A 16818-nucleotide genomic window follows, 5' to 3' on the forward strand; every position below is an offset into this window, starting at 1 on the left:
GTAAAGAAGGAAACTGCCCACGAGGTGTTTCCCGGAGAAAAAAACAGCGTGTTCCGAAAGGGCTGGCTGGGGGAGGGACCCCCCCCCGAGGGGTCCGCCCCCCCACGGGAACTCCCCGTGGGGCGCCGCCCGTTGCAGGTCGTCCAGCTGCCTGCCGTCGACGCCACAGCCGCCGCGCCGGACGGGCTCAACGAGCGGCAGCTGGGGGCGTCGGGGGTCGCCGGCGGCTGGGTGTCCGGCCGACCGGACTCAGAGGCCGCCCAGTTCGGAGGCGTACGGCGGTTCCGCGCCCGCGCGTGAGCAGGTGATCGCGGCCGCACGGGCGGCGAAGCGCAGCAGCTCGGTCCAGCCGTCGGCGCTCAGACCGGCCACCGCCGCGGGGGAGAGGGCGTCCCGGGCAGCGAGGCCGTGCAGCAGTGCCGCGTTCACCGTGTCCCCGGCGCCGATCGTGTCGACGACCTCGACCGGTTCACCGGGCACGTGCACCGAGCCGTCGCGGGTGTGGACGGTCAGGCCGTCCCCGCCCCGGGTGACCACCACCGCAGCCGGCCCGGACGCCAGCCACTCGCGCGGTGTACCGCCGAGCCACTCCGCGTCCTCCGCGGAGAGCTTGAGCAGCGACACCGAGGGCAGCCAGCTCTTGAACCGCGCCCGGTAGGCGTCCGCGTCGGGGATCAGGCCGGCCCTGATGTTCGGGTCGAGCGCGGTGAAGACACCGTGTGCGGCAGCGGTCCGCATCAGCTCCTCGTACGCGCTCGCCCCCGGTTCCAGGACGAGCGAGCAGGTGCCGAAGGACACCGCACGGGTGGCGTCCGGGAGCTGGGCGGGGACCGCGAACAGACGGTCCGCCGTGCCCTCCACGTAGAAGGAGTAGGCGGCCGAGCCGTCGGCGCCGATCGAGGCGACAGCGAGGGTCGTCGGTTCTCCGCCGCGCTGCACGGACGCCACGTCGACGCCCGCGTCGCGCAGTCCCTCCAGGAGAGCCTCGCCGAAGGCGTCGGACGAGACGCGGGAGCAGAAGGCGGTGGGGGAGCCGAGCCGGCCCAGCGCCACCGCCGTGTTGTACGGGCCGCCGCCGAGCCGCGGCAACAGGCCGACGAGCGCGCCCGCGCCCTGCGGTACCAGGTCGATCAATGCCTCACCGGCGACGACGATCACGACACGGATCCTTTCTCGGGGCTCTCAGGACTTCCGGGGCTCTCGGGATTTCCTCGGCTTCCGGAGGTCTCGGGGGTCTTGGTGGTCCCCCGGGTCCTGGGGGTTCTGGGAGCGCTGTCGGCGGACGGGGGGTCCGCGGGACAACCGCACGAGGTGCGGTGGACGAACGCGCAGGGCAGCCGGACGGTCCGGGCGGCGCGGTCCGGGGAAGCCAGCCGGTCGAGCAGCAGCCGGACCGCCTGCGCCCCGATCTCCTTGCTGGGCTGGGAGGCCGCGGTGAGCCGGGGCGCGAAGAGGTCCGCCCACGCGAAGTCGTCGAAGCAGCACAGGACCAGGTCGTCCGGCACCGACAGGCCGCGGTCGCGCAGGGCACGCAGCGCCCCGATGGTCATCGCGTTGTTCCCCGTGACCAGCGCCGTGGGCGGTGTCGCCAGGGACAGCAGGGACCCGGTCGCCCGCTCGGCGGCCCCCGACTCCGACGCCCCGTGCACCAGGAGCCGTTCGTCGTACGGGAGTCCGGCGCTCGCCAGGCCGAGGCGGTAGCCGGAGATCCGCTCGGTCGTGGTGCTGAGGCCGGGCAGGCCCGCGACCATTCCGATGCGGCGGTGGCCCAGTGCGGTGAGATGGGACATCAGCTGCGCCATCGGTTCGACGTTCTCGGCCCCGACCTGGTCGAAGCGGTACGGGGAGTCCGCCGGGGCGTCGACGAACCGGTCGAGGAACACCGTCGGTACGTTGTGCCGCGCCAGGTAACCCAGCAGCTCGCGCGGGTCCGCCGAGGGCGCGACGATCATGCCGTCCACCCGTCGCTCGTGCAGGAGTTGGACCACCCTGCGCTCATGCTCCGGGTCGTCGTGCGGATCCGCGATGAGCAGGCTGTACCCGTGTTCCAGCGCGCCGGCCTCCACGCCCTGGAGGATCTCCGTGAAGTACGGGTTGCTGATCGCCGACACTGCGAGCCCAATGGACCGCGTGCGCGCGGTGACCAGCGAACGGGCCAGCGTGTTGGGCGTGTAGCCCAGCTCGTCGATGGCGTCGAGGACGGCCTGACGGGTGTGGGGGCGCACCGAGCGGGTGTCGTTCAGGACGTGCGAGACGGTCGCTACGGACACCCCTGCGTGCCGTGCCACGTCGATCATCGTCGCCATCGCGATCCCTTTCCAGCGGTGCAGCGGCCCGGCGGCGCAGCGGTGCAGCGGCCCGGCGGCGCAGAGGCCCAGCGGTCCGGCGGTCCAGAGGCGCAGAGGCACAGCAGGCGTGGGTTCAGCTGCTCCCGGACTTCTCCGGTCGCAAGGGAAGCTATCGCATCCGGCACCAGACGTAAACGCTTACGTAAGCGTTTACGCAAACGCTTACGTCTTTCCGATGCCCCGATGCCCCGATGCCCCGATGCCCGAAGCCCCGCCCTGACCGCCGAGCCTGCCCCAAGGACCTCAGTCCCGGCCCGGCGGCCCCCCGTGCACGCCCGCCCGGCGTCCTCTCACTCCCGGTCCCGCGCGATTCACTCCCAGTCCCACGCGATGCCGACGATCCCGGACCGCACGCGCGGTTCGACCAGATGCACCGAGCGGTGCTGCCCGCTCAGGGTCAGCTCCTGGCGGCCGCTGCGCGGCGCCGCCGCCGAGTGCTGGGTGAAGCGGTGGCACCGCACCGGCAGCGCTCCCTCGTCGAACCGCACCTGGAGCGCGTACTGCCCGCCCGCGAAGCTGAATCCGCGGAGGTACTCGCAGGACGTGCCGGCGGTTCCGTCGTCGAAGCCGTAGCGGAAGAGGTACGTGTCGCCCGCGCGCAGCCGGGTGTCGAAGAGCAGCTCGGCCACGAGCACGCCGGTCTCGTGGTGCCACCGCACGCGTCCGGTACGGCAGTTCTCCAGGGCGCGCACCGCCATCCGTTCCGGAGAGCACCCCGGGTCGCCGTGGTGGATCGCCACATAACGGTCCACGCCGTCCTTGTGGGCGCGCACTATGTGCTGCGACTCGCGGCTCTGCAGTTCGCGGTGCGCGCCGATGCGGACCCGCTCGTGATGGCCGATCGTGTGCAGGCCGCCGTCGAGGGGTGACTCCAGTTCGCCGAGGAGCTGTTCCAGTACGCCGGAAGCCTCCACCAGGGAGCGGTACGAACGGCTCGCCGGACGTTCCCGGCCCGGGTCTTCGTCGGCCTTCGCGAGGAGCCTGATCAGCGACTCCTCCGGCAGCTGGAGGATCTCCTCCAGGGCGCGGACCGCCCGCAGGGACTCGGGGCGCTGGGGACGCCGGGCGCCCTGCTGCCAGTAACTCAGGCTGGTCACCCCGACCTTGACGCCGTAGCGCGACAGATGGTGCTGTACCCGCTGCAGCGGCAGTCCGCGGGCGGCTATCGCGGCGCGCAGCGCGATGTGGAAGGGGCCGCCCCGCAGGGCCGTCTCCAGCTCAGCCGGGGCGAGATCCGCGTGCTGTGTGCCGTGCCGCATGCTGGGGCCTTTCTGTGAATGTTCACAACGGCTGGTCAGGCCGTTCGCGCGGGTCCTGGGGGCCGCCTGGTGGGCGTGCGCGGGGTGTTCACATCCGTACGGCGCTGTTCACGGCCCCGAGTTCCACCGCATTGAAGCGTGTTGACCAAGCCCCGACAACACTTGATGCTCAACCGCAGCGTCCGGACGCACTCCTCCACTCCTCGAACCCCACTCGGGAGGAACGCGATGCGCCACAGAAGGCTCTTCGTTCTCGCGGCCGCGCTGGCTGCTCTCTGCGCCGGCCCGACGGCCACCGCCTCCGTCGCCCACACGGACGGCACGTCCACGCTCCATGCGGCCCCCTCCGCGTACAAGCGGCTGGACATCACCATGCAGGCCCAGCAGAAGAGCAACTGGTGCTGGGCGGCGAGCGGGAACACGGTCGCCACCTGGTTCGGCCGAAGCTACTCGCAGAACCAGTTCTGCAACGCCGCTTTCGGCCGCACGCAGGGCAGCGACTGCCCCAACAGCCAGGCCAATCTGGGCAACGTCCAGGACGGTCTGGACTGGATGGGCATCAATCCCGGCTCCTACGTCACCGGCTGGCTGCGCTATCCGACCGTGCGCACGGAGATCGACGCGAACAGGCCCGTCGAGACCCGTATCCAGTGGTCGAGCGGCGGCGGCCACATGCACGTGGTCTACGGGTACGACGACGCCGACGGCTGGGTCTACTGGGGTGATCCCTGGCCCTCCAACGACCGCTACAACTGGGCCTCGCACACGTGGTACGTGGACAACGGGTCGTTCTCCTGGACCCACTCCCTGTACCGGATCGGGGCGTGAGGGCGATGACCCGACGTACCCGCCTCACAAGGGCCGCGCTCGCGGGCTGTTCCGCCGCCGTCCTGCTCGGGCTCGGGGCCCCCTCCGTGCGGGCCGGCACCGGTCCCTCCGCCGACCCGTCGTCGGCGTCGCCGGCCGCGGCGCACCTGGCCGCCACCTCGCCCGCGACCCTCGACACCCTCGCCCGCTTCTTCGCCCATGACGCAGGCGGCGGCGCAGCGCATGACGCCGCCGGCTCAGGAGTCGTCGTCCACGCACGCGTGGACGACGACACCGTCCCCGTCCGCTACCTGTCCCCGGATTTCGTGGCCGGCAAGAAGGGCGCGCCGGTGGCCCGGCTCGTCTTCATGGCGACCGAAGCTGTCGCCTCCGACGGACGTGAGGCCTCCGTGTGGACGGCCCGGCAGGGCGGCACCTGGCAGGTGGTGAACATCGCCTCCGGGGCCGACGAGACCAAGTACGCCGCCCTGGGGGCACGTTCGCTCCCCGGAGGCACGGTGTTCCACGAGCCGCAGATCGACGCGTGGTACGTCGAGCCGCACGCGCGCGTGCTTCCGCTCGACGACGACGCCCGCCGCGCGATCGGTGCCCGGGGCACCACCCTGGACGCCTACCGCGCGCGGGTCCACCGGGCCTACGCGGACAAACTCCCCGGCTCCCCGTACGCGACGTCCGGCGCGGCGGGCGGCTACGGTCCCGAGGCGGCCGCCTTCACCGGCGGCCGCCTGGAGCCGGGCCGTGCCGCGGTCACGACCTCGCAAGGGGGATCGCACGAAGACCGGACCGGTCGCACCGACCCGGCTGTCGCCGTCGTCTCGGCGCTGGCCGGTGCCGGCGCCCTCGTGGCCCTCGCCCTGAGTGCCGTGTGGGCCCTGCGCCGACGACGCGGGACGACCGACTGCTGATCTGCTCACCCCGCGGCTGGGCGCCGCCCCTCGAGCCCCGTACCGGACGCCCCTGGAGCGTCGGCGCGGTTCCTTGGGGAGGCGGTCAGCCGCCGGGTGCCGGGTCCTCGGAGTCGAGCAGCTCCCGTATCGCCCGCACCGACAGGCCCGACTTGGGCAGGAAACCGCGGGCAGGACTGGCCACCACGAGTTCCTGGACGTCCTCCAGGGCATGGGCCGAGATCAGGATCACCGCTGGTACGCCGGCGACGAGCCGGCGTGCCACGTCGAAGCCGTTCTCGCCGTTGAGGTCGAGATCGACCAGGGCGACGTCCGGCGCGAGTTCCGCGGCTCGGGCGACGGCCTCCGCGCCCGTCGAGGCGACCCCGACCACCTCCAGCCCACCACGCTCCAGCAGGGCGCGCGCCGCCTCCAGGAAGCGGGCGCTGTCATCCACGAGAAGACAGCGCAGGGACATGCGCACAGCTTCCCAAGCGGTCGACATGTGCGCCTTCCAGCTAGCCGGAAAGTGCTGACGTCCAGTGCCGACCGGACGTGCCGCTGTTCACGCAGCGCAGCGACACGTCACGGGGGGTACGTCGAAACGCTAACGGCCGTGGGTCCCGTCCCGTCGCGCACGGTGCAGGCGCTTGGCGCGCACCACATCCGGGTCGCGCGGATCGAGGAGCCCACCGATGCCGCTGAGGTCTCCGACGCCCCCGAGGCTGCCGTCGTAGCCGTCGTAGCCGTCGTAGCCGTCGTAGCCGTCGTAGCCGTCGTAGCCGTCGTAACGGCGGACACGGACCGACCGCCGTCGTCTCCCGATCCGTGTCCGTCGCATCTCCCGCAGCCTTTCGGTAGCTCCTCCGCCGCCCCTCGCCCGGGGTGGCGGGCTCCTTGCCTGTGCCGCACTGCTTCGAGCATGGACCCGAAACGGCCGCCTGTCGTCACGGCCAGCACCCAGCCGGACTTCCTGTCCACCGCCATCGCGCACTCCCGCTAGCCGTAAGCCGCCTGTTCCGGCAGGCTGTTGACGGCGCACCGCACCGCGTTGGGCACAGGGGACGGGGGCCGGATCATGCACGCGTCACAGCAGCCCGCGCGCGGGCGGGTGGTTCTCGCCGACGACGACGTCCTCCTGAGGGAGGGCCTGGCCAGCCTCTGCGAACGCCTGGGGTACGAGGTGGTGGGCCAGGCCGGTGACGCGGTCGGGCTCCTGGAGCTGGTCGCCGAGCGCCACCCCGACCTGGCGATCGTCGACATCAGGATGCCGCCGACGCACTCCACGGAGGGGCTCAAGGCGGCCCGCACCATCCGCGAGCGCCACCCCGCGCTCGGGATCCTCGTCCTGTCCGCATACGTCGAGGTCGAGGACGCCTTGGCGTTGCTGGCGAGCGGCCGCAGGGTCGGCTATCTCCTCAAGAGCCGGATCACCGTGGTGGACGAGTTCATCGAGACGCTCGACCGGATCGGCAAGGGCGGCTCGGTGGTCGACCCCTCGCTGGTGCAGGAACTCGTCTCCGCCCAGCACCGTGACGATCCGCTGGCTTTCCTCAGCTCCCGGGAGCGCGAGGTGCTGGCCCTGATGGCCGAAGGGCGCTCCAACGCCGGCATCGGCCGGCGGCTGTGGGTGACCGAGGGAACGGTCGAGAAGCACGTCCGCAGCATCCTGGGCAAGCTGCGCCTCCAGGAGGAGCCCGACGACCATCGTCGCGTCCTTGCCGTCCTGACCTTTCTGGAGTCCCGCTAGCGGCTTTCCCGAGTCCCGCCGGCCACCCGGGAGGGCGCGGCCGCGGGGTCTGTCCACAGGCGCAGCCAGGAGCCCGTCGCGCTGTCACCCCTCGCCAGTAGGGTGTGAGACATGGCCGATCCCTCCAGCTACCGCCCCAGGCCGGGAGAGATCCCGGACTCACCCGGGGTCTACAAATTCCGCGACGAGCACCGCCGGGTGATCTACGTCGGAAAGGCGAAAAGCCTGCGCCAGCGCCTGGCCAGTTACTTCCAGGACCTGGCCGGTCTCCACCCGCGCACCCGCACGATGGTGACCACGGCCGCGTCCGTGGAGTGGACCGTGGTGTCCACGGAGGTCGAGGCGCTGCAGCTGGAGTACTCCTGGATCAAGGAGTTCGACCCCCGGTTCAACGTCAAGTACCGCGACGACAAGAGCTATCCCTATCTCGCGGTCACGATGAACGAGGAATTCCCCCGCGTGCAGGTGATGCGCGGCCAGAAGCGCAAAGGCGTGCGGTACTTCGGGCCGTACGGACACGCGTGGGCCATCCGCGACACCGTCGACCTCCTGCTGCGCGTCTTCCCCGTGCGCACGTGCTCCGCAGGCGTCTTCAAGAACGCCGCGCGCACCGGCCGCCCCTGCCTGCTCGGCTACATCGGCAAGTGCTCGGCCCCCTGCGTCGGCCGGATCTCCCCCGAGGAGCACTATGAACTGGCCGAGGAGTTCTGCGACTTCATGGCCGGTCGTACGGGGACGTACATCCGCCGCCTCGAGAAGCAGATGACCGACGCGGCCGAGGAGATGGAGTACGAGCGGGCGGGCCGTCTGCGTGACGACATCGAGGCCCTGAAGAAGGCCATGGAGAAGAACGCGGTCGTGCTCGCCGACGCGACCGACGCCGACCTGATGGCCGTCGCCGAGGACGAGCTGGAAGCCGCCGTGCAGATCTTCCACGTCCGCGGCGGACGCGTGCGCGGACAGCGCGGCTGGGTCACCGACAAGGTGGAGGCCGTCACCACCGCCGATCTCGTCGAGCACGCGCTCCAGCAGCTCTACGGCGAGGAGACCGGCGACTCCGTACCCAAGGAAGTCCTCGTCCCGGCGCTGCCCGAGCCGGTGGAGCCCGTGCAGGAGTGGCTCGCCGCGCGGCGCGGGTCGAACGTGTCGCTGCGCATCCCGCAGCGCGGCGACAAGAAGGCCCTCATGGAGACCGTGCAGCGCAACGCGCAACAGGCACTCGTGCTGCACAAGACCAAGCGCGCCTCCGACCTCACCACCCGCTCGCGCGCCCTGGAGGAGATCGCCGAGGCCCTCGACCTGTCCAGCGCCCCACTGCGGATCGAGTGCTACGACATCTCGCACCTCCAGGGCGACGACGTCGTGGCGTCGATGGTCGTCTTCGAGGACGGACTCCAGCGCAAGAGCGAGTACCGCCGCTTCCAGATCAAGGGCTTCGAGGGCCAGGACGACGTCCGGTCCATGCACGAGGTGATCACCCGCCGCTTCAAGCGCTACCTCGCGGAGAAGGAGCGGACGGGGGAGTGGGCGGCCGACGGCGAGACCGGGTTCACCGAGGAGGACGGCCGCCCCAAGCGCTTCGCCTACCCGCCGCAGCTGGTTGTCGTCGACGGCGGCCGGCCGCAGGTCGCGGCGGCCAAGAGGGCCCTCGACGAGCTGGGCATCGACGACATCGCCGTGTGCGGCCTGGCCAAGCGCCTGGAGGAGGTCTGGGTGCCGGGCGAGGACGACCCCGTGGTCCTGCCGCGCACCAGCGAAGGCCTCTATCTGCTCCAGCGGGTCCGTGACGAGGCCCACCGCTTCGCGATCACCTATCAGCGCGCCAAGCGGGCCAAGCGCTTCAGAGCGAGCCCGCTGGATGACGTGCCGGGCCTCGGCGAGACGCGCAAGCAAGTGCTGATCAAGCACTTCGGGTCGGTGAAAAAGCTGCGATCCGCAACAATCGACCAGATCTGCGAGGTTCCCGGCATAGGCCGCAAGACGGCCGAGGCGATCGCCGTTGCCTTTGCCCGGGCGGCCCCGGCCGCACCCGCCGTGAACACGGCCACTGGAGAGATCATGGAAGACGACGAAGACGCGGCGCCCGAAACGACGGCGGGCTCCGCGGGGGAGCCCGTGTCCGCGGGCGCCCCGGACGAGCGACGGGGGCAGGAGAGATGACCGAGCGCGACGAGCAGCGAACAGAGCAAGAGGCACCGCAGCAGGCGGAAGCTCCGGCACAGGGCCAGGAAACGCCCAAGGAAACAGGCGAGGACCACGCCGAGCCCACGGCAGGCCAGGAAGACGGAGCACAGGTGAGTACGGGTATCGAAACAGCCGGGGTGCCCGAGGCGGCCATCCCCGAGCTGGTGATCATCTCCGGCATGTCCGGAGCGGGCCGCTCGACGGCGGCCAAGTGTCTGGAGGACCTCGGCTGGTTCGTCGTCGACAACCTGCCGCCCGCGCTGATCCCCACCATGGTGGAGCTCGGCGCCCGCTCCCAGGGCAACGTCGCGAGAATCGCGGTCGTCGTTGACGTACGCGGCCGCCGCTTCTTCGACAACCTCCGTGAGTCCCTCGCCGACCTGGAGGCCAAGCACGTCACCCGGCGGATCGTCTTCCTGGAGTCGTCCGACGACGCCCTGGTGCGCCGCTTCGAGTCCGTGCGCCGTCCGCACCCCCTCCAGGGTGACGGCCGCATCGTCGACGGCATCGCCGCCGAGCGGGAGCTGCTGCGCGAGCTGCGCGGCGACGCCGACCTGGTGATCGACACCTCCAGCCTGAACGTGCACGAGCTGCGCGCCAAGATGGACGCCCAGTTCGCCGGCGAGGAGGAGCCCGAGCTGCGGGCCACGGTGATGTCCTTCGGCTTCAAGTACGGCCTTCCGGTCGACGCGGACCTGGTCGTGGACATGCGCTTCCTGCCCAACCCGCACTGGGTCCCGGAGCTGCGCCAGTTCACCGGTCTCAACGAGGAGGTCGCGGCGTACGTCTTCAACCAGCCCGGTGCCAAGGAGTTCCTCGACCGGTACGCCGAGCTGCTGCACCTCATCCAGGTCGGCTACCGCCGTGAGGGCAAGCGCTATGTGACCATCGCGGTCGGCTGCACCGGCGGCAAGCACCGCTCCGTCGCCATGTCGGAGAAGCTCGCCGCACGCCTGGTGTCCGAGGGAGTGGAGACGGTCGTCGTCCACCGGGACATGGGCCGCGAATGACCGGACGTGCACTACGGCTGGGCAGGTTGCGCCGAGCGACCGCGGTGGACGGGCGGGGCAGGGCCACCGAAGCCCGTGGCGGCAAGCCGCGCCGTCGCGGCACCCAGCCCAAGGTCGTCGCCCTCGGCGGCGGCATGGGCCTGTCCGCGTCGCTCGCCGCCCTGCGCCGGATCACCGGCGACCTCACCGCCGTCGTCACCGTGGCCGACGACGGCGGTTCCAGCGGGCGCCTGCGCGACGAGCTGGGCGTGCTCCCGCCCGGCGACCTGCGCAAGGCGCTGGCCGCGCTGTGCGGCGACGACGACTGGGGGCAGACCTGGGCCCGGGTCATCCAGCACCGCTTCCAGTCCCAGGGCGATCTGCACGAACACGCGGTCGGCAATCTGCTGATCGTCGCCCTCTGGGAGCAGCTCGGCGACCACGTCCAGGCGCTGGACCTGGTGGGCAGGCTGCTGGGCGCGCACGGCCGTGTGCTGCCCATGTCCGCCGTACCCCTGGAGCTCCAGGCCCTGGTCAAGGGCCACGACCCGGACCGGCCGGACGACGTCGACACCGTCCGTGGCCAGGCCACCGTGGCGCTCACCCCCGGCGAGGTGCAGTCCGTGCACGTCGTGCCGCACGACCCGCCCGCCGTCCCCGAGGCCGTCGCCGCGGTCCTCGACGCGGACTGGGTGGTGCTCGGCCCCGGCTCCTGGTTCTCCTCGGTGATCCCGCATCTCCTGGTGCCCGAACTGCTCGACGCCCTCACGGAGACCAAGGCCCGCCGGGTGCTCTCCTTGAACCTCGCTCCGCAACCCGGAGAAACCGAAGGCTTCTCACCGCAGCGTCATTTGGAGGTTTTGGGACGACACGCCCCTAAACTCGCCCTGGACGTGGTGCTGGCCGACGAGGCCGCCGTGCCCGACAGCGCCTTGCTGACCGATGCCGCCAAGCGGTTCGGCGCCGCCGTCGAGCTGGCGCCGGTGGCCAGGACCGACGGGACTCCGCGGCACGACCCGGAGCTGTTGGCCGCCGCGTACGACCGTATTTTTCGGATGCATGGAAGGATCGGCCCATGGCGATGACGGCAGCGGTGAAGGACGAAATCTCCCGGCTACCCGTCACCCGGACCTGCTGCAGAAAGGCGGAGGTCTCCGCCATTCTGCGGTTCGCGGGCGGCCTCCACCTGGTGAGCGGCCGGATCGTGATCGAGGCGGAGCTGGACACCGCGATGGCGGCGCGCCGGCTGAAGCGGGACATCCTGGAGATCTTCGGCCACAGCTCCGAACTGATCGTGATGGCGCCCGGCGGACTGCGGCGCGGCTCCCGCTATGTCGTACGCGTCGTCGCGGGCGGCGACCAGCTGGCCCGCCAGACCGGGCTCGTCGACGGCCGCGGCCGGCCGATCCGCGGCCTGCCCCCGCAGGTGGTCTCGGGGGCCACCTGCGACGCGGAGGCGGCCTGGCGCGGCGCGTTCCTGGCGCACGGCTCGCTGACCGAGCCGGGCCGCTCCTCCTCCCTGGAGGTGACCTGCCCGGGCCCGGAGGCCGCGCTCGCGCTGGTCGGCGCGGCCCGCCGCCTGTCGATCGCCGCGAAGGCCCGCGAGGTGCGCGGCGTCGACCGCGTGGTCGTCCGGGACGGCGACGCGATCGGGGCCCTGCTCACCCGGCTCGGCGCCCATGAGTCGGTGCTGGCCTGGGAGGAGCGGCGGATGCGCCGCGAGGTCCGCGCCACGGCGAACCGGCTCGCCAACTTCGACGACGCCAATCTGCGCCGTTCGGCTCGCGCCGCCGTCGCCGCCGGGGCCCGCGTCCAGCGCGCCCTGGAGATCCTCGCCGACGAGGTGCCCGAGCACCTCGCGGCCGCCGGCCGGCTGCGCATGGAGCACAAGCAGGCCTCCCTGGAGGAGCTGGGAGCGCTCGCCGACCCGCCGCTGACCAAGGACGCCGTCGCCGGCCGGATCCGCCGGCTGCTCGCGATGGCCGACAAGCGGGCCCAGGACCTGGGCATTCCGGGTACGGAGTCCAACCTCACCGAGGAGATGGCGGACAACCTCGTCGGCTGACTGGCCGAGGCCGCCGCGGGCCGACACCCCGCTGAAGCTCAACCCGCCGGTGCCGACTCCCACTTGGGAAGTCGGCACCGGGGTTTGTCCGTACTCGATGTGCCCTTGACTTCACGCTGGAGTGTCATGAGCCTGGCACCTGTTCGCCACTGTGGCGGATCAGTGCAAGGGGGGCTCATGAGACGAAGAGCGAGAGCGATCCTCGCTGCGGGCGCGCTCCTGCTGGGCGGTGCGGGTATGGCACCCGTCGCCCAGGCGCAGGGCGCCGGTTCACCCGAGCCGGACGCGAACGCCGTGAAGGTGTTCCGCGCCGAGGTCACGAAGCAGCAGGTACCCCTGCTCCTCGCGGCCGGACAGGACGGCCACGAACTCGGCGAACAGGCGCCGAAGAAGGGCAAGGCCACGGTCGAGGTCTACCTCACCGACAAACAGGCCGACAAGCTGGAGAAGCAGGGCGTCGAGCTCACCGAGCACACCCTCTCCACCAAGGCCGAGGCCCGGGTGGCGGACGCGGCCGAGGGCGTGTTCCGCCCCTACAGCGGAAAGGGCAATCTCCAGGAGGAGATCGTCAAGACCGGGGAGGCCCACCCCGACCTCACCAAGGTCGTCTCCATCGGCAAGACCGTGGGCGGCCAGGACATCCTGGCGCTCAAACTGACCAAGGGCGCCAAGAAGACCAAGGACGGCGCCAAGCCGTCGGTGCTGTACGTGTCCAACCAGCACGCGCGCGAGTGGATCACGCCGGAGATGACGCGGCGTCTGATGCACTACTACCTGGACAACTACGCCACGGACAAACGCGTCAAGAAGATCGTCGACTCGACCGAGCTGTGGTTCGTCCTCTCGGCCAACCCCGACGGCTACGACTACACGTTCAACGCCGACGGCGACCGCCAGTGGCGCAAGAACCTGCGGGACATCAACGGCGACGGCACCATCACCACCGGCGACGGCGTCGACCTCAACCGCAACTTCGCCTACAAGTGGGGCTACGACGACGAGGGTTCGTCGCCCAGCCCCACCAGCGAGACCTACCGCGGCGCGAGCCCCGGCTCCGAGCCCGAGACCAAGGCCCTCGACGCCTTCGAGAAGCGCATCGGCTTCACGTACGGCATCAACTACCACTCCGCCGCCGAACTGCTCCTCTACGGAGTGGGCTGGCAGGTGGCGACGTCCAGCCCGGACGACGTCCTCTACAAGGCGCTCGCCGGCACCCCCGAGAACTCGGCGATCCCGGGCTACCGCCCGCAGGTCTCCTCGGAGCTCTACACCACCAACGGCGAAGCGGACGGCCACGCGGGCAACGTCAACGACATGGCGATGTTCACCCCCGAGATGTCGACCTGCCAGACGGCCTCGGACATCGACCCGAACGACGCCTGGAACGCGGCCGACTGCGCCTCCGTCTTCACCTTCCCGGACGACGAGAAGCTGATCGAGCAGGAGTTCCGCAAGAACATCCCGTTCGCGCTCTCCGTCGCCGAGACCGCAGGCCACGCCGACCGGCCGGTCTCCTCCGTCGGCATCGACGCACCCGACTTCACTCCGGCCACCTTCCCGACGTCGTACTCACGCGGCGCCGACCAGGAGGTCTCCGTCGTCGTACGGAAGTCCGTGCGCGACAAGGAGCTCAAGTACCGCGTCAACGGCGGCCGTACGGAGGACATGGCGCTCAAGGCCTGGAAGGGCGGCGAGACGTTCGGCGGCGGCGACAACCTCTATTTCGACGAATACCGCGCCAAGGTCCAGGACGGCGACCCCGGTGACAAGGTCGAGGTCTGGTTCACCGGCGAGACCAGGAGCGGAAAGCCCACCTCCAGCACGCACTTCACGTACACCGTGGCCGAACGGCCCCGCGCCGACACACTGGTCGTCGCCGAGGAGGGCGCGACCGCGACACAGGCGCAGGGTTACGTCGACGCGCTGAAGGCCAACGGCCGTAAGCCTCTCGTCTGGGACGTCGCCGCACAGGGAGCCCCCGACGCGCTCGGCGTGCTCGGCCACTTCCCGACGGTCGTCCACTACACGGGCGCACCCCGGCCCGGCAACGCCACCCAGATCCAGCTGCGCGCCTACCTCAACGAGGGCGGCAAGCTGATCGAGTCGGGCGAAAACGCGGGCGGCAGCGTCGACCTCGGCGGCGGCACCCTGTCGAACGACTTCAGCCAGTACTACCTGGGCGCCTACTCGCGGACGACGACGCCCGGGGCCAACGGATTCAACGGCTCCGGGAAGCTCGCCGGCTTCACGGGTCCGCTCGGCGACGCGCCGGGCAACCCGCTGAACGCGGCGGGTACGTACGCCGTCACCTCGGACTCGCTGTCCGCCGCGACGTACCCGCAGTTCGCGAGCGCGGGCGGGGGCCAGTTCGCCGGGACCGTCAACCCGTACGGCCCGTACGCGGGCTCGTACATGGCGGCCGCCGTCCACACCAACGACGCCTACAAGCGCCTCACCCGGACCATCGATCTCACCGGTGTGAGCGCGGCCGACAAGCCCACGCTGCGCACCCAGCTGCTGTGGGACACCGAGCCCGGATACGACCACGCGCTGCTGGAGGCCCACACGACCGGGGCCGAGGACTGGACCACGCTGCCGGATGCAGGCGGCGCCACCAGCAACGCCGTCCCGGCCGAGTGCGAGGCCGGGTATCTGCTCCAGGAGCACCCCGCTCTCAAGCGCTATCTGACCCTGGGCTCCGGCGCGTGCACCAACACCGGCACCAGCGGCTCCTGGAACAGCTTCACCGGCGCCTCCAGCGGCTGGCAGCAGGTCTCCTTCGACCTGAGCGCCTACGCCGGCAAGTCGGTCGAGGTGTCGCTCAGCTACGTCACCGACCCGAGCAGCGGCGGTCACGGGCTCCTGGCCGACGACGCGTCCCTCGTCATCGGCGGCACGGCCACCCAGGCCGAGGGCTTCGAGACCTCCCTCGGCGCCTGGAACGTCCCCGGGCCGCCCGCGGGCAGCCCGGCCGTCCTCAACGACTGGGCGCGCGTGGGGGAGCTCTTCAAGACGTACGGAGCGGTCACCACGGACGACACCGTGCTGCTGGGCTTCGGCCTGGAGCACGTCACCACGGCGGCCGGCCGTACGGCTCTGATCGGTAAGGCACTGAAGGCACTGGACAGCTGACTTCGCGCGGTCAAATGCACATGACCGCGCGTAGTCAGTACGAGTGACAGGGTCTTCGGACCCGGGCGGTCCGTCCCCTACTGGTGGGTACGGACCGCCCTGCCGTGTACGGCCCCTCTCGATGTCACCCCGGGCGGCTCAGGGAGGTAGGGTCGTAGGCGGTCGGGGACATCCCATACAGCTCGCCGGTGTCGAACCCGGCGTACCAACGAGGAGATCGGTTTCGTGACGATCCGCGTAGGCATCAACGGCTTTGGCCGCATCGGTCGTAACTACTTCCGCGCGCTGCTGGAGCAGGGTGCAGACATCGAGATCGTGGCTGTCAACGACCTGGGTGACACCGCGACCACTGCTCACCTTCTGAAGTACGACACGATTCTGGGCCGTCTCAAGGCCGAGGTGACGCACACCGCCGACACCATCACCGTCGACGGCCACACGATCAAGGTGCTCTCCGAGCGCAACCCCGCCGACATCCCGTGGGGCGACCTGGGCGTCGACATCGTCATCGAGTCGACCGGCATCTTCACCAAGAAGGCCGACGCCGAGAAGCACATCGCCGGTGGCGCCAAGAAGGTCCTCATCTCGGCTCCGGCCAAGGACGAGGACATCACCATCGTGATGGGCGTCAACCAGGACAAGTACGACGCGGCGAACCACCACGTCATCTCCAACGCCTCCTGTACCACCAACTGTGTGGCGCCGATGGCCAAGGTTCTCGACGAGAACTTCGGCATCGTCAAGGGCCTGATGACGACGGTCCACGCGTACACGAACGACCAGCGCATCCTGGACTTCCCGCACTCGGACCTGCGCCGCGCCCGCGCCGCCGCCGAGAACATCATCCCGACCACGACCGGTGCCGCCAAGGCCACCGCCCTGGTCCTCCCGCAGCTCAAGGGCAAGCTGGACGGCATCGCCATGCGCGTCCCGGTCCCGACCGGCTCGGCGACCGACCTGGTCGTGACGCTGCAGCGCGAGGTCACCAAGGACGAGGTCAACGCCGCGTTCAAGAAGGCCTCCGACGACGGCGACCTCAAGGGCTACCTGTCCTACACCGAGGACCCGATCGTCTCCTCGGACATCGTCGGCGACCCGGCCTCCTGCACCTTCGACTCCCTCCTGACCATGGTTCAGGACGGCAACTCGGTGAAGATCCTCGGCTGGTACGACAACGAGTGGGGCTACTCCAACCGCCTCGTCGACCTCACGGTCTTCGTCGGCGGCCAGCTCTAAGTCCCGGAGCCAGGCATCTCGATGTGAGCACAGGGCCCGGGGGGGGGGGGGGGGGGGGGTCCCGGGGCCTTTTTTCCCCGTTGTTTTTCCCCCCCCCCCTCCCCCCAAACACCTCCCCCCAACCCCCCCCCCCACACAACCAC

14 protein-coding genes are annotated in these 16818 nt (G+C 70.7%); 9 read left to right on the forward strand and 5 right to left on the reverse strand.

Annotation, left to right across the window (positions count from 1 at the left end; all coding sequences use genetic code 11):
• Positions 1 to 249: 249 nt before the first annotated feature.
• The 3 genes from ACFWM2_RS18655 to ACFWM2_RS18665 all read right to left on the reverse strand — a co-directional run bounded on the left by ACFWM2_RS18655 (position 250) and on the right by ACFWM2_RS18665 (position 3607).
• Positions 250 to 1158 (reverse strand): carbohydrate kinase, encoded by a 909-nt coding sequence (locus tag ACFWM2_RS18655; RefSeq protein WP_383280517.1) that lies wholly within the window; start codon positions 1156 to 1158, stop codon positions 250 to 252.
• The gene (locus tag ACFWM2_RS18660; protein WP_383281101.1) at positions 1155 to 2306 is read right to left on the reverse strand and encodes a LacI family DNA-binding transcriptional regulator; all 1152 of its coding nucleotides are present in this window, start codon (positions 2304 to 2306) and stop codon (positions 1155 to 1157) included. Before ACFWM2_RS18660 ends, ACFWM2_RS18655 begins: the two co-directional genes overlap by 4 nt.
• 353 nt (positions 2307 to 2659) lie before the next feature.
• Positions 2660 to 3607 (reverse strand): hypothetical protein, encoded by a 948-nt coding sequence (locus ACFWM2_RS18665; RefSeq protein ID WP_383280519.1) that lies wholly within the window; start codon positions 3605 to 3607, stop codon positions 2660 to 2662.
• Positions 3608 to 3835: 228 nt separating this feature from the next.
• Between ACFWM2_RS18665 and ACFWM2_RS18670 the strand changes: the two genes are divergently transcribed.
• Positions 3836 to 4435, forward strand: a complete 600-nt coding sequence (locus tag ACFWM2_RS18670) for a papain-like cysteine protease family protein (RefSeq protein ID WP_383280522.1) — start codon at positions 3836 to 3838, stop codon at positions 4433 to 4435.
• Between the two features lie 5 nt (positions 4436 to 4440).
• Positions 4441 to 5340 (forward strand): hypothetical protein, encoded by a 900-nt coding sequence (locus tag ACFWM2_RS18675; RefSeq protein ID WP_383280525.1) that lies wholly within the window; start codon positions 4441 to 4443, stop codon positions 5338 to 5340.
• An 85-nt stretch (positions 5341 to 5425) separates the two neighbouring features.
• On the opposite strand, the gene ACFWM2_RS18680 is transcribed toward ACFWM2_RS18675, so the two are convergent.
• Both ACFWM2_RS18680 and ACFWM2_RS18685 read right to left on the reverse strand, forming a co-directional pair.
• Positions 5426 to 5797 carry a response regulator gene (locus ACFWM2_RS18680; RefSeq protein WP_383281104.1) on the reverse strand — a complete coding sequence of 124 codons (372 nt, stop codon included), beginning with the start codon at positions 5795 to 5797 and terminating at the stop codon, positions 5426 to 5428.
• Positions 5798 to 5926: 129 nt separating this feature from the next.
• The gene (locus ACFWM2_RS18685) at positions 5927 to 6160 is read right to left on the reverse strand and encodes a hypothetical protein (RefSeq protein WP_383280528.1); all 234 of its coding nucleotides are present in this window, start codon (positions 6158 to 6160) and stop codon (positions 5927 to 5929) included.
• Positions 6161 to 6397: 237 nt separating this feature from the next.
• Between ACFWM2_RS18685 and ACFWM2_RS18690 the strand changes: the two genes are divergently transcribed.
• The 7 genes from ACFWM2_RS18690 (at position 6398) to gap (ending at position 16675) form a co-directional block, all read left to right on the forward strand.
• The gene (locus ACFWM2_RS18690) at positions 6398 to 7069 is read left to right on the forward strand and encodes a response regulator (protein ID WP_383280530.1); all 672 of its coding nucleotides are present in this window, start codon (positions 6398 to 6400) and stop codon (positions 7067 to 7069) included.
• Positions 7070 to 7180: 111 nt separating this feature from the next.
• Positions 7181 to 9229 carry an excinuclease ABC subunit UvrC gene (gene uvrC / locus ACFWM2_RS18695; protein WP_383280533.1) on the forward strand — a complete coding sequence of 683 codons (2049 nt, stop codon included), beginning with the start codon at positions 7181 to 7183 and terminating at the stop codon, positions 9227 to 9229.
• On the forward strand, positions 9226 to 10263 hold the full coding sequence (gene rapZ, locus ACFWM2_RS18700; protein WP_383280536.1) for an RNase adapter RapZ: 1038 nt from the start codon (positions 9226 to 9228) through the stop codon (positions 10261 to 10263). The genes uvrC and rapZ overlap by 4 nt, the downstream gene beginning before the upstream one ends.
• The gene (yvcK, locus tag ACFWM2_RS18705) at positions 10260 to 11327 is read left to right on the forward strand and encodes a uridine diphosphate-N-acetylglucosamine-binding protein YvcK (protein ID WP_383280539.1); all 1068 of its coding nucleotides are present in this window, start codon (positions 10260 to 10262) and stop codon (positions 11325 to 11327) included. Before rapZ ends, yvcK begins: the two co-directional genes overlap by 4 nt.
• Complete coding sequence (whiA, locus tag ACFWM2_RS18710) at positions 11318 to 12307, forward strand: DNA-binding protein WhiA (RefSeq protein WP_345655399.1); 990 nt, start codon at positions 11318 to 11320, stop codon at positions 12305 to 12307. Before yvcK ends, whiA begins: the two co-directional genes overlap by 10 nt.
• A gap of 177 nt (positions 12308 to 12484) precedes the next feature.
• Entirely contained in the window at positions 12485 to 15439 is a 2955-nt protein-coding gene (locus ACFWM2_RS18715; RefSeq protein ID WP_383280542.1) for a M14 family zinc carboxypeptidase, read from the forward strand.
• A gap of 225 nt (positions 15440 to 15664) precedes the next feature.
• Positions 15665 to 16675, forward strand: a complete 1011-nt coding sequence (gene gap, locus ACFWM2_RS18720) for a type I glyceraldehyde-3-phosphate dehydrogenase (protein WP_383280545.1) — start codon at positions 15665 to 15667, stop codon at positions 16673 to 16675.
• Positions 16676 to 16818: the final 143 nt, after the last annotated feature.

This window comes from Streptomyces sp. NPDC058371, from assembly GCF_042723265.1.
Taxonomy (GTDB): Bacteria; Actinomycetota; Actinomycetes; order Streptomycetales; family Streptomycetaceae; genus Streptomyces.